Origin of the sequence: Sphingomonas abietis, from assembly GCF_027625475.1 — a bacterium.
Taxonomy (GTDB): Bacteria; Pseudomonadota; Alphaproteobacteria; order Sphingomonadales; family Sphingomonadaceae; genus Solisphingomonas; species Solisphingomonas abietis.
The window spans coordinates 2,856,364-2,869,454 of the sequence record NZ_CP115174.1 but is presented as its reverse complement, the minus strand read 5'-3'; the positions used below and the strand labels follow the sequence as shown (position 1 = coordinate 2,869,454).

Sequence of the window (13,091 nt, the reverse complement as noted above, 5' to 3'; positions counted from 1 at the left end):
CATCGGCGGCAACAATCCAAACTCTATTCCTGCGATAGGGTATGTCAGGCGGTGGCGAGGAAGGCCAGCAGATCCTCGATCAGCCGGTCCTTGTGGCTGGCCGGGATGCCGTGCGGCGCGCCGTCATATTCGAGCAGCCGGGCTCCGGCTATGCCATGGGCGGCGCGTTCGCCGGACGCCGCGATCGGCACCGTCGCATCCTTGTTGCCGTGGATCACCAGCGTCGGCACCGCGAAGGCGGGCAAATCGGCGGTGAAATCGGTATAGCCCCAGGCATCGACGCAGGCGACGGTGGCCTTCAGGCTCGCCATCATCGTCATCTGCATCGTCCAGTCGATCACCGCCTGGCTGACAGTCTTGCTGAGCGTGCCGTTGCCGTAGAAGCCCGGGAAGAAATCGGCGAAGAATTGGGGGCGATCCTTGAGGATACCGGCCTTCACCTGCTCCAGCATGGCACCGGGCACGCCATCGGGATTGGCATCGGATTTGAGCACGCCGGGCACCACCGATGAGACCAGCACCGCTTGCGCGACGCCCTTGCCGCCATAACGGCTCATATAGCGGGCAACCTCGCCGCCGCCCATCGAGAAGCCGACCAGCGTGGCCGAGGTGGCGGCGGAGGCCTCCATCACCGCGGCGAGATCCTCGGCGAAGGTGTCGTAATCATAGCCGGACCAGGGCTGCGACGAGCGTCCGAAGCCGCGCCGGTCATAGGCGATCACCCGGTAGCCGGCGTTGACCAGCGCATAGGAGACGTCGTCCCAGCTGTCGGCGTTGAGCGGCCAACCATGGATCAGCACCACCGGGCGGCCGGTGCCCCAATCCTTGACGTAGAGTTCGGTGCCGTCCTTGGTGGTGACATAGGGCATGATCATCTCCTCGCGGGGGTTCAGCCCCACAAGCGATCAGGCGGCGCCGGGTTCCACGCCTTCCGGCGCGGGGCGGCGCAGCGTGGGATCAAGCCGTTCTGGCGTGCGATATCCGCGATCAGGCCGGGGTGACGAAGCTGTCCAGCACATGCTTGGTGCCCGATTGCTCGAACGCGATGGCGAGCTTGTTGCCCTCGATCCCCTCGACGGTGCCGTAGCCGAACTTGGTGTGGAACACGCGTTGGCCGATCGCGACGTCCGATCGCGGCTTGGCCGCATAGGAGGCGGCCGACGCCTTGACCTCCAGGATGCGCCCGCCATGGCCCGAACGCGCCGCCGGTTCGCCGAGCGCCGCGGCACGCTGCCAGCCGGGGCCGCGCCCGGTGCCGCGTTCCAGATGCGCGAACGGATCGGCGCGCTCGCTCCATTGCGCGCGCCACAGCGATTCGCCGCCGGACATGGTGGTCTCGGCCTCGATATGCTCGTCCGGCAGTTCGCCGACGAAGCGCGACGGGATCGAGGAGGTCCACTGGCCGTAGATGCGGCGATTGGCAGCGTGGATGATCACGCAGCGCCGCCGGGCGCGGGTGATCGCGACATAAGCGAGGCGGCGCTCCTCCTCGAGGCTCTTGGTGCCGCCCTCGTCGAGCGCGCGCTGCGAGGGGAACAGCCCTTCCTCCCAGCCGACCAGGAACACGGTGTCGAACTCCAGCCCCTTGGCGGCGTGGACGGTCATGATCGTCACCTTCGCGCCGCCGTCATTGCCCTCATTGTCCATGACCAGGCTGACATGTTCGAGGAAGGCGCCGAGCGTCTCATATTCCTCCATCGCGCGGGCGAGTTCGGTGAGATTCTCCAGGCGCCCGGCGCTTTCGGTCGAGCGATCGGCCTGGAGCATCGCGGTATAGCCGCTCTCGTCGAGGATCTGGCGGCAGAGCTCGGGATGGGCGAGCGAATTGGAGAGATCGCGCCAGCGCGCGATATCGCCGACCAGCCGCCCCAGCGACTTGCGGGCGGCGCCGGTCAGCTCGTCGGTGTCGCACAGCCGCGCCGCCGCCAGCATCAGCGGGATGCCCTCGGCGCGGGCGAGCAGGTGGATGTTCGCCACCGCCTTGTCGCCGAGCCCGCGCTTGGGGGTGTTGACGATGCGCTCGAAGGCGAGATCGTCGGCCGGCTGGTGGACGGCGCGCAGATAAGCCAGCGCATCGCGGATCTCGGCGCGCTCGTAGAAGCGGAAGCCGCCGACGATGCGATAGGGCAGGCCGATCGCGATGAAACGGTCCTCGAACTCGCGGGTCTGGTGCTGGGCGCGGACGAGGATCGCGACATCGTCGTAGCTGCCGCCGTTGCGGCGGTGCGCATCGATCTCGTCACCGACGCGGCGCGCCTCCTCGGGGCCGTCCCACACGCCGACGACATTGATCTTCTCACCCGCTTCGAGCGCCGTCCACAGGGTCTTGCCCAGCCGCTGGCCGTTATTGGCGATCACCTCGCTGGCGGCGGCGAGGATATGCGGGGTGGAGCGGTAATTCTGCTCCAGCCGGATCGTCTTGGCGCCGGGAAAATCATGCTCGAAGCGCAGGATGTTGGCCACTTCGGCGCCGCGCCACGAATAGATCGACTGGTCGTCGTCGCCGACGCAGCAGATGTTCTTGCGCGCCTGCGCGAGCAGCCTGAGCCAGAGATATTGCGACGAGTTGGTATCCTGATACTCGTCCACCATGATGTAGCGAAAGCGCTGCTGATAGCCTTCCAGCACGTCGCGATGGGTCTTCAGGATCACCAGCATGTGCAGCAGCAGATCGCCGAAATCGCAGGCGTTCACCGCCTTCAGCCGGGCCTGATAGGCGGCGTAGAGTTCGGCGCCTCGGCCGTTCGCATAGGCCTCGCTCTCCCCGGCATCGACGTCGGCCGGCACCCAGCCGCGATTCTTCCAGCGATCGATCAGCCCGGCGAGCTGGCGCGCGGGCCAGCGCTTCTCGTCGAGATCGGCCGCCACGATCAACTGCTTGAGCAGGCGCAGCTGGTCGTCGGTATCGAGGATGGTGAAGTTGCTCTGCAGCCCGACCAGCTCGGCATGGCGGCGCAGCATCTTGGCGGCGACCGAGTGGAAGGTGCCGAGCCAGGGCAGCCCCTCGACGCCCCCCTCGGCTCCGGCACCCATGATCCGGCCGACCCGCTCGCGCATCTCGCGCGCCGCCTTGTTGGTGAAGGTGACGGCGAGGATCTCGCTCGGCCATGCCTTGCGCGTCGCGATCAGATGGGCGAGCCGCGCGGTCAGCGCCGCGGTCTTGCCGGTGCCGGCGCCGGCCAGCACCAGCACCGGGCCTTCGGTGGTGAGCACGGCGTCGCGCTGGGGCTCGTTCAGCCCGGCGATATAGGCCGGCTCGGGAAAGGCCGGGCCGGCGGAAGTGGGTACAAGGTGAGTCACGGCCGAACAGGTAGGGAACGAAGCGGGCTGGGGCAACCGTGCGTGATGGCTGGTGCGGATAGACATGAGGACTGTCGAGCGATCGAATCTGGCTTCATTTTGATTCGTCATGCTGAACTTGTTTCAGCATCCCGCTTCCTTCGGGCGTGAAGAGCCAAGAGGCTCTGGGATCCTGAAACAAGTTCAGGATGACGTGTATTTCAAGATCAGGCGCTGCCTCGTTCGCTCGAACATTGATCCCCGCTGATCCCTCATCCGCGCCCGAGCAGATGATCGACCAGCCGGCCGAGGGTCGGGAAGCGGCTCGGCGCGATGCTGCCGGCCTCGATCGTGCCGGTGCTCGGCACCAGCGCGCGCTCGAAGCCGAGCTTGGCCGATTCGCGCAGCCTTATGGCGCCATGGGCGACCGGGCGCAGCTCGCCCGACAACGCGACCTCGCCGAACGCCACCGCGTCGGCCGGCACCGGGCGCTCGGCCAGCGCCGAGACAAGCGCCGCCGCCACCGCGAGATCGGCGGCGGGATCGGTGATGCGATAGCCGCCCGCGACGTTGAGATAGACTTCGGAGGTCGAGAAGCTCAGCCCGCAGCGCGCCTCCAGCACCGCGAGGATCATCGCCAGCCGCCCCGAATCCCAGCCGACGACGGCGCGGCGCGGGGTCGCGCCCGAGGCGAGCCGCACGGTCAGCGCCTGGATCTCGACGAGCAGCGGCCGCGTGCCCTCCAGCGCCGGGAACACCACCGCGCCGGCGACGTCGGCATCGCGCTGGGTGAGGAACAGCGAGGAGGGGTTGGCGACCTCGCCCAAGCCCTTGTCGTCCATCGCGAACACGCCGATCTCGTCGGTGCCGCCGAAGCGGTTCTTGATCGCCCGCAGGATGCGATATTGATGGCTGCGCTCGCCCTCGAAGCTCAGCACCGTATCGACCATATGTTCGAGCACGCGCGGCCCGGCGATCGCGCCGTCCTTGGTGACGTGGCCGACCAGGATCAGCGCGCAGCCGGTCTCCTTGGCGTAGCGGATCAGCTCCTGCGCCGAGGCGCGGACCTGGCTGACCGTGCCGGGCGCGCCCTCGATCGTGTCCGAATGCATGGTCTGGATCGAGTCGATCACCAGCAGGGCAGGCGGCGTCCCGATATCGAGCGTGGCGAGGATGTCGCGCACCGAGGTGGCCGAGGCGAGCTTCACCGGCGCGCTGCCGAGCCCCAGCCGCCGGGCCCGCAACCGCACCTGGTCGGCCGCCTCCTCGCCCGAGATATAGGCGACCGCCATCCCGGCGGTGGCGAGCTTGGCGGCGGCCTGGATCAGCAACGTCGATTTGCCGATGCCGGGATCGCCCGCGATCAGCGTGGCCGATCCCGCCACGAAGCCGCCGCCGAGCGTGCGATCCAGCTCGGCGATGCCGCTCATCATCCGCTCGGGCAGCACGATCTCGGCATCGAGCCCGACCAGCTCGACCGCGCGCCCGCCGCGCCGCAGGTCGTGCTTGGCGGCGAAGGCGCTGGCGACGACCGGCGCCTCCTCGACCAGCGTGTTCCATTCCGCGCAATCGGCGCACTGCCCCTGCCAGCGCGTCGCCACGCCGCCGCACGCCTGACACACGAAGCGCTTGGTGATCTTGGCCATGATGTCCCCGTGCGACCCTGAACGAATCGGGAACATAATCGCTCAAATCCTACACTGCAACCGTCTCGATCGATCCGGTTTCTACATCGTGATCTTGCCGAGCATGTCGATATGGCCCTGCACCACCGGCGCGATCTCGCCGGCCGTCGCCTTGAGGTTCTTCATCCGGCCGGACTTGGCATAGCCCTGCATCAGCGCCAGCGCATCGGCATGGGCGGCTTTCTGCTGGGTGATGTAGAGGCTGTCGCGCGCCGCGCCCTTGGAGGCGGAGAGGGCGCCGAAATCGGCCTTCTGCTTGGCCGAGAGCGCCGGCGCATCGGGCGTGATGCCGTCCTTCGCGGCGGCCGCCTTCACCATCTCGGTGCTCTTGGCGTGATCGACCAGCATCTGCTTGGCGAAGCCGGCGACGTCGCTGTTGGACGAGGTCGTCATGATCGCGGCCTCCTTGCGTTCCCACATGTCACTCGCGCCGGCCTTGGCGATGAACTGCTTGGCGGACAGCGGCGGTGCGGCGGCGGCCGGCAGGGCATTCAGGGCAGACAGGGCGGCCAGGCTGGCGGCGGCGATCAGGGGGCGAACGGTCATGCTATCTCTCCTACAGCGATCGCGGTAGCGAACGCGCGAGCGGCGGTGCGGGTCCGGCCAATTTCGATAAGCCGGTATGATCTGCGCTCCGCCCTTGCCGGGGCTGCGGCGGCGTGCCACCTGCATGGCCAATGCGGGAGAAGGAACTGAGGCTGGCGCTGGTCTGCTACGGCGGAATCAGCCTTGCCGTGTATATGCACGGCATCACCAAGGAGGTGTGGCATCTCGCCCGTGCGAGCCGCGCCTTCACCGCCGGGGACGATTGCGAAACCGAGAGCGAGACGGTCTATCGCCGCCTGCTCGAGGAGATTGCCGGCGAGGCCGATCTCCATCTGCGGGTGCTGGTCGACATCATCGCGGGCGCGAGCGCGGGCGGGCTCAACGGCATCTTCCTGGCGCAGGCGATCTCGCGCGGGCAGACGCTCGATCCGCTGACCATGCTCTGGCTGGAGAAAGCGGATGTCGAGCAGCTGGTCGATCCGCAGGCACGGGCCGGATCGCGCTTCTCCAAGATGTGGGCGACGCCGATCGCCTGGGCCTGGGCCAGCCGGCAGTCCGGCCTGGAGGAGACGGTGGAGCCCGCCGCGCGCGCCGAGGTGCGCACCAAGCTCGGCGCCTTCGTGCGCGGACGCTGGTTCGAGCCGCCCTTCGCCGGCGCCGGCTTCACCACCCTGATCCTCGATGCGCTGGACGCGATGGCGGCGGGGCCGGCCGGCCCGCCGCTGCTGCCCGAGGGCCAGCCGCTCGACCTGATGGTGACGGTCACCGATTTCCACGGTCATCCCGAACGGCTCCGCCTCCACTCGCCGGGCGAGGTGATGGAGACCGAGCATCGGCTGACGCTCTCCTTCACCGATCGCGGCCATCATCGCGAGGATGGCGCGCGGCTGATCGCCGATCCGGCCGAGCTGGCCTTCGCCGCCCGCGCCACCGCCAGCTTCCCCGGTGCCTTCCCGCCGTTCAGCGTCGGCGAACTCGATGGCGTGCTCGCCGAACGCGGGCAGCCGTGGCCAGGGCGCGATGCCTTCCTCGCCCGTGCCTTGCCGCGGCAGGCGGCGGCCGGCCAGGCGGAGACGGCGGCGCTGATCGACGGCTCGGTGCTCGCCAACGCGCCGTTCCGACCCGCCGTCGCCGCGCTGCGCAATCGTCCCGCACGGCGCGAGATCGACCGGCGCTTCGTCTATATCGATCCCCATCCCGGCCAGAAGAGCGTGCGGCTTTCAGGCAAGGGCGAGGCGGCGCTGCCGGGCTTCTTCCAGACCATCTTCGGCGCGATGTCGGACATTCCGCGCGAGCAGCCGATCCGCGACAATCTCGAGGCGATCGATGCGCGCTCGCAGCGGATCGAGCGGATGCGCGCGATCACCGATGCGATCCGCCCCGAGGTGGAGAAGGCGGTGGAGGACGCGATCGGCTCGACCTTCTTCCTCGATTCGCCGACGCCGGCCCGGCTGGTCGCGTGGCGGGCCAAGGCCCATGAGCGCGCCACCAAGGGCGCGGGCTATGCCTATGCCTCCTACGGCCATCTCAAGCTGACCGCGGTGATCGAGGAGCTGGCGATCCTGCTCCATTCGCTCGCCGGGCCGGGGCCGCGCCCGCCGCTCGGCCGCTATCGCGAGGCGATCTCCGCTTACGTGACGGAGCAGGGGCTGCGCGAGGTTCATGCGCTCTCGGCCAATGGCGCGTCCGATGCGGCGGTGCTGTTCTTCCGCCGCCATGATCTGCGCTTCCGCATCCGCCGGCTGCGCTTCCTCGCCCGGCGGATCGAGGCGATGGAGCAGGCCGGCGAGGTGCCCCGCGAGGCCGCGCAGACCATGCGCGAGGGGCTGTTCGACGCGCTCACCCCCTATCTCGCGCGGCAGGCCGACGATTTCTACGACGAACCGGCCCGCGCCGCCGCCCGCATCGCCGTGGAGCAGACCGGCGCCGCGCTCGACGGGGTGGCGGACAAACGAGGCCTCGCGCAGCTCGACAATCTCGCCGACGCGCGGCTGGCCTCCGCCTTCACCGCGCTGCCCAAGACCGAACGGCGGCAGATGCTGCTCGCCTATCTGGGTTTCCCCTTCTACGACATCGCCGTGCTGCCGCTGTTGCAGGACGATGGGCTCGACGAGTTCGATCCGGTCAAGGTCGATCGCATCGCCCCCGAAGACGCCCGCGCGATCCGTTCGGGGGGCGCGGAGGCGACGCTGAAAGGCATCCAGTTCAACAGCTTCGGCGCCTTCTTCTCGCGCGCCTATCGCGAGAACGACTATCTGTGGGGGCGGCTCCACGGCGCCGACCGGCTGATCGACATCGTCGCCTCGACGCTGCCGGCGGGCCGCACGCTGCGGCCGGGCGCGATCGCCGGCATGAAGCGCGATCTGTTCCGCGCGATCCTCGCCGAGGAGCGCGGGCGGCTGGAGCATGTGCCGGAATTGTTCGAGGCGCTGGCGCGCGAAATCGGCTGAGGACTCGCATCGTCCGGCGATCCCGCATAGTCTCGCCGTCATGCAGTTTCTGAAAACACTCTTCTGGGTCGTGCTGGCGATCGTCGCGGTGATCTTCGCGATGAACAACTGGGAATCGGCCAAGGTCATGCTCTGGGGCGGGCTGGTCCTGGATATCAAGCTCCCCGTGCTGGTCTTCGGCGCCTTCCTGATCGGTTTCCTGCCGACCTTCGGCTGGTATCGCGCCTCGCGCTGGCAGATGCAGCGGCGGCTCGAAAGCCATGAGCGCGCCCTTGCGGACATGCGCGGCATCGGCGACATGGCGGCCGTCCCGACGCCGCCGCCCCCGCCGGCGTCTCCGTCCTCGCTGGAGCCGCCTGCGCAATCATGACCACCCATTCCCCCATCTTCGTCGCCCTCGACACCACCGACGTCGATCATGCCAAGGCGCTGGCGCAGAAGGTCCGCCACCATGTCGGCGGTATCAAGCTCGGCCTCGAATTCTTCGCCGCCAACGGCAAGCCCGGCGTGCGCGAGATGGCGGCGCTCGGCCTGCCGATCTTCCTCGACCTGAAGCTCCACGACATCCCCAACACGGTGGGCAAGGCGATGCACGCGCTCGCCTCGCTCAACCCGGCGATCGTGACCGTCCATGCCTCGGGCGGGCGCGCGATGATGGAGGATGCCAAGGCAGCGGCGCCGCTCGGCACCAAGGTGGTCGGCGTGACGATGCTGACCTCGCTCGACCAGAGCGACATCGAGGCGGTCGGCTTCCGGGGCGATTCCCACGCGCAGGTCGTGCGCCTCACCGAACTGGCGCGCGAGGCCGGGCTGGACGGCGTGGTCTGCTCGGGCGTCGAGGTGCGGGCCGCGAAGAAAATCTGGCCGGGCGGGTTCTTCGTCGTCCCGGGCGTGCGTCCGGTCGATGGGGTGGTCGGCGACCAGAAGCGCGTGGTGACGCCGCGTCAGGCGCTCGATCATGGCGCCTCGGTGCTGGTCATCGGTCGTCCGATCACCAAGGCCGAAGACCCCGACGTCGCGGCGCGCGCGATCGAAGCGACCCTGTAAACGGGCAGCCGGCGGGCGACGGCGTTGATCCGCCCGTGCCCGCCGATATTCCTGCTATCTGTCGCCTTTCAGCAGGCGATCCGCGTCACGTCCGGCATTCGCCGCTCAAGCGGTGCCTTCGCTATCCAGTGCATAGCCGGCCGATCGGACGGTGCGGATGATGTCGGACATCGCGCCGTCATTGTTGATCGCCTTGCGCAGGCGGCGGATGTGGACGTCGACCGTGCGCGGCTCGATGTCCGCCTCGCGGCCCCACACCGAATCGAGCAGCCGCTCGCGCGAGAAGACGCGGCCGGGATGTTCGAGGAAGTGGCGGAGCAGCCGGAACTCGGTCGGCCCGAGTGCGATCGAGGAACCGTCGCGGCGTACCTTGTGGCCGACCAGATCCATCTCGATGCCGCCATATTCGAGCCGCTCGCCGGCGAGCGCGGGGCGGACCCGGCGCAGCACCGCGGCGACGCGGGCGATCAGCTCGCGCGGGCTGAACGGCTTGGTGACATAATCGTCGGCGCCGGTCTCGAGCCCGCGCACGCGATCCTCCTCCTCGCCGCGCGCGGTCAGCATGATGATCGGCACGTTGGCGGTCTCGGGCCGGCGGCGCAGGCGGCGGCAGACCTCGATGCCGGATAGGCCCTCGATCATCCAGTCGAGCAGGACGAGATCGGGGGTGTGCTCGGAGGCGAGCAGCAGCGCCTCCTCGCCGTCCGGCGTGCGCTCGACGTCGAAGCCCTCGCGCTCCAGATGCCAGGAGACGAGCTCGGCGAGAGCGGCATCATCCTCGACGAGCAGAACCCGGCCCGGCACGGCTTATTCGGCCTCGGTCGGGATGGCGAACGGATCGCCGCCACGCGGGCGATCGATCAGTTGCTCGCCGGTGGCGGCGAAGAACACCATCTCGGCGATGTTGGTGGCGTGATCGCCGATCCGCTCCAGATTCTTGGCGATGAACAGCAGATGCGCCGATTCGCTGATGCTCGCCGGATTCTCCATCATGTAGGTGAGGAGGGTGCGGAACAGGCTGTTGTAGAAATCGTCGACGTGGCGATCGGCCTCCTGCACCATCACGGCGGCGGTGGCGTCGCGCGCGGCATAGGCGTCGAGCGCGCCGCGCACCATGTCGGACACCGAACGCGCCATCGCCGGCAGGATCGCCATCGGCTCGGACGAGCGCATTTCGGAGAGCAGGGGCACGCGCTTGGCGATGTTCTTGGCATAATCGCCGATGCGCTCGATCACGCCGGAGATCTTGAGCGCGGCGACGGCATCGCGCAGATCGTCCGCCATCGGCGCACGCAGCGCGATCAGGCGGATCACCTGGCGCTCGACCTCGGCCTCCAGCTCGTCGATCTTGCGATCCTCTTCCACCACGATCGCGGCGGATTCGAGATCGATGCGGGCGAGCGCCTGGATGCTGGCCGTGATCGCTGCTTCGGCGCGGCCGCCCATTTCAGAGACGAGACCCCGGATCTGCCCGAGATCGCTGTCGAACGCCTTAACGGTGTGGCCGGTCATCACCATGCTCATGTCCCCAGTCGCGCGCCGCAATAGTCCGCAGGAAGTGCGGCTAAAAGACGGGCGGATGCTCTTGCGCCGCCTCTGCACGTCTATTGTTACAATACCGCGTAATGCAGGAGTTCAACGGTTTGCAAGGCTTCTGAGCCGGGCGATCGCCGCCGCCCGGCCATAATCGGGGAGCGGGATGAGGCCGCGCTGCTCGAACGCGCCGGCCGGTGCCAGTGCATCGGCGAAGCCGCCGAGCAGGCGTGCCAGCGCCGGGGTGCCGGTGACGTCGTCGGCCTTGATCATCAGCACCAGCGGCGTGACTCCGGAATGGGGTTGGGGTCCGGCCGTCGCGCTGGATGAGCCGGTGGCGGCGGGCGGCGAGGCCGCCTCGCCGATCGGGATGCGGACGACGTCGCCCACGCCGTTGTGGGCGCAGCGGCCGATTTCCGCCGGGTTCATGTCGCGGCTGGCGAGGACGAGATCGGGATAGGGCTCGCCGCTGCCGCCGCAGAAGCGGGCTATGCCGTCCCCGGCACCGCCGGCGCGGACCAGCGGCGCGATGGCATCGGCATCGTCGCGCATCAGCCGTTCGGCGGCGAGCGTGGTGAAGGGAAAGCCGGCGATCGATCCGACGATGCGGATCTGGCGGGGTGCGGGGGCGACGGGTGCCTTCGCGCAGCCGCCGAGGACGCTGCCGCCGAAGACAAGGATGGCCAGCAGGAGCATGCGCCTCATCGGCGCTTTGTAGTCCGCGCCGTGCCGCCCCGAAAGAGAGATGGTTATTCGGCCGCGGCTGCCACCTGATCCGCCGTCACCGGCAGGAACACCGTCACCGTGGTGCCGACGCCCTGCGTGCTGGCGATGTCGAGCCGGCCGCGATGACGCTCGACGATATGCTTGACGATGGCGAGGCCGAGGCCGGTGCCGCCCGCCTGGCGGCTGCGCCCGGCATCGACGCGGTAGAAGCGCTCGGTGAGGCGTGGCAGGTGCTGGGGGGCGATGCCCTCGCCCTCGTCCGTCACCGCGAGGCGGAGCATTGCCGCGCCGCTGCGCGCGATCTTCACCCGCACGGCCTTGTTGGGATCGCCATATTTGAGCGCATTGCCGACGAGATTGTGGAGCAGCTGCGACAGCTGGGCGCGATCGCCGACCACCGGCGGCAGCCCGTCCTCGATCATCAGCTCGACCCGCGGCTTGCCGGCGAGATCGCCGCGCAGCGTGTCCGCCGTCTCGCGGGCGAGCGCGCCGAGGGCGATCGCGGCGGCAGGCAGGCGATGCTTGTCCGCCTCGATCCGCGACAGCGAGATGAGATCGTCGACCAGCCGCTGCATCCGCCGCGCCTCGCCGGCCATGATGCCGAGGAAGCGCTGGCGCACCGATGCCTCATTGGGGCCGTTGGCATCCTCCAGCGTCTCGATGAAGCCGATCAGGCTGGCCAAGGGCGTGCGCAGTTCGTGCGAGGCGTTGGCGACGAAATCGACCCGGATACGTTCGCTCGCCCGTGTCGCGGTACGGTCGGACAGGCGGACCAGCCGGGTGCCGCCGCCGAGCGGCTGGGTCGAGAGGATCCAGTGGCGATCGGCGGCGCCGAGCCCGATCAGTTCGACATTGCCGCCGACATTGCCATCGCCGGTGAGCAGTTCGGAGGCGGCCGGGTGGCGGATGGCGAGGCGGACATCCTCGCCCAGCACATGCTCGCCGAGCACGGAGACGGCGGCGGCATTGGCGCGGACGACGCGACGCCCCTCGACCAGCAGCAGCGGATCGTCCACCGCGCCGAGCAGATCGTCCACCTTCGGTTCGGGGGCGGCCGGTGGCGGCGCCGGTTCCGACGTCGCTTCCTGCGGGCGGCTCCAGCGCTGGGCGACCCACAGCAGCAGCATGATCCCGATGCCGAGCAGGATGCCCGCGGTCAGCACCGTCGGTTCGCCCGTGGCGGCGAAGGCCAGGACCAGGCCGCAGGCCAGTGCCAGCACACCCACGACGCCCGCGATACCGATACGCTCCATCCTTACTCGATCCCGTTTTATGCCAGCCGATGTGAACCGGCTCTTTGTGACGCACTTCTTTTACGGTTATGGTAGGGCGAATAGCGCATCCGGGGGCTTGATGGCGGACGATTGTGACAATCCTGAGAAATCGGGTTCCGCCATGCCGAAAGGGAGCGGCGGCGCTGCCGGAAACATCGGTAATGCCGGTAATGATCGCCTGGCGGCGACCGGGCGGCGCGGCGTGCTCATGCTCGGCGCGGTCGCGGCTTCGTCGGTGGTGACGATCCGGCCGGCGCTGGCCTCCACCGCCGCCTCGGTGCTGAATTGCAAGATCCCGATCCCCGATCCCGCCGACTCGGGCAAATATATCGCGCGTGACGGCAAGCTCGTCGCGGCCGGAACGGACGGCGCGTTCCGCCCGCCGTCGCGCCCGGTGACCGGGGACGAGGCGAAGAAGATGATCAACGGCCAGAGCCCGCCGGGCTTCGATCCCAACGCGCGCGAGGCCTATGTCAATTATATCCGCCGGCTTCAGCATGGCACCAGCGGCTTCACCTGCTACGCCTCGTTGCAGATGCCGGGGCGCTGAG

Annotated in this window: 12 protein-coding genes; 4 read left to right on the top strand and 8 right to left on the bottom strand. The window is 68.8% G+C overall.

Features of this window, described 5'->3' with window-relative positions; translation table 11 throughout:
* Nucleotides 1–44: 44 nt before the first annotated feature.
* The 4 genes from PBT88_RS13645 to PBT88_RS13630 form a co-directional block, all read right to left on the bottom strand.
* Entirely contained in the window at nucleotides 45–869 is an 825-nt protein-coding gene (locus PBT88_RS13645; protein WP_270075884.1) for an alpha/beta fold hydrolase, read from the bottom strand.
* Nucleotides 870–987: 118 nt separating this feature from the next.
* Nucleotides 988–3,300, bottom strand: a complete 2,313-nt coding sequence (locus tag PBT88_RS13640) for an ATP-dependent helicase (RefSeq protein ID WP_270075883.1) — start codon at nucleotides 3,298–3,300, stop codon at nucleotides 988–990.
* Between the two features lie 251 nt (nucleotides 3,301–3,551).
* Entirely contained in the window at nucleotides 3,552–4,925 is a 1,374-nt protein-coding gene (radA, locus tag PBT88_RS13635) for a DNA repair protein RadA (RefSeq protein ID WP_270075882.1), read from the bottom strand.
* Nucleotides 4,926–5,006: 81 nt separating this feature from the next.
* The gene (locus tag PBT88_RS13630; RefSeq protein WP_270075881.1) at nucleotides 5,007–5,510 is read right to left on the bottom strand and encodes a DUF4142 domain-containing protein; all 504 of its coding nucleotides are present in this window, start codon (nucleotides 5,508–5,510) and stop codon (nucleotides 5,007–5,009) included.
* Between the two features lie 131 nt (nucleotides 5,511–5,641).
* Between PBT88_RS13630 and PBT88_RS13625 the strand changes: the two genes are divergently transcribed.
* From PBT88_RS13625 to pyrF, 3 genes are read left to right on the top strand one after another with little or no spacing between them, the layout of a single operon-like run.
* Nucleotides 5,642–7,960, top strand: a complete 2,319-nt coding sequence (locus PBT88_RS13625; protein ID WP_270079261.1) for a patatin-like protein — start codon at nucleotides 5,642–5,644, stop codon at nucleotides 7,958–7,960.
* 40 nt (nucleotides 7,961–8,000) lie between these two features.
* Nucleotides 8,001–8,330: a hypothetical protein gene (locus tag PBT88_RS13620; RefSeq protein ID WP_270075880.1), complete on the top strand. Its 330-nt coding sequence runs from the start codon at nucleotides 8,001–8,003 to the stop codon at nucleotides 8,328–8,330.
* Complete coding sequence (gene pyrF / locus PBT88_RS13615; RefSeq protein ID WP_270075879.1) at nucleotides 8,327–9,007, top strand: orotidine-5'-phosphate decarboxylase; 681 nt, start codon at nucleotides 8,327–8,329, stop codon at nucleotides 9,005–9,007. Before PBT88_RS13620 ends, pyrF begins: the two co-directional genes overlap by 4 nt.
* Nucleotides 9,008–9,112: 105 nt before the next feature.
* Here the strand turns inward: pyrF and phoB are convergent, their stop codons facing one another.
* From phoB to PBT88_RS13595, 4 genes are all read right to left on the bottom strand, one after another.
* A complete protein-coding gene (gene phoB / locus PBT88_RS13610; RefSeq protein ID WP_270075878.1) occupies nucleotides 9,113–9,811 on the bottom strand; it encodes a phosphate regulon transcriptional regulator PhoB in 699 nt (232 codons plus the stop codon).
* A 3-nt stretch (nucleotides 9,812–9,814) separates the two neighbouring features.
* Nucleotides 9,815–10,519 carry a phosphate signaling complex protein PhoU gene (phoU, locus tag PBT88_RS13605; RefSeq protein WP_270075877.1) on the bottom strand — a complete coding sequence of 235 codons (705 nt, stop codon included), beginning with the start codon at nucleotides 10,517–10,519 and terminating at the stop codon, nucleotides 9,815–9,817.
* A gap of 123 nt (nucleotides 10,520–10,642) precedes the next feature.
* Nucleotides 10,643–11,236 carry a substrate-binding domain-containing protein gene (locus tag PBT88_RS13600; RefSeq protein WP_270075876.1) on the bottom strand — a complete coding sequence of 198 codons (594 nt, stop codon included), beginning with the start codon at nucleotides 11,234–11,236 and terminating at the stop codon, nucleotides 10,643–10,645.
* Nucleotides 11,237–11,289: 53 nt separating this feature from the next.
* Nucleotides 11,290–12,519, bottom strand: coding sequence for an ATP-binding protein (locus tag PBT88_RS13595; protein WP_270075875.1), 1,230 nt, complete (start codon nucleotides 12,517–12,519; stop codon nucleotides 11,290–11,292).
* Between the two features lie 142 nt (nucleotides 12,520–12,661).
* Here PBT88_RS13595 and PBT88_RS13590 point away from each other — a divergent pair, with 142 nt between their 5' ends.
* Nucleotides 12,662–13,090 carry a hypothetical protein gene (locus tag PBT88_RS13590; RefSeq protein ID WP_407696461.1) on the top strand — a complete coding sequence of 143 codons (429 nt, stop codon included), beginning with the start codon at nucleotides 12,662–12,664 and terminating at the stop codon, nucleotides 13,088–13,090.
* Nucleotide 13,091: the final 1 nt, after the last annotated feature.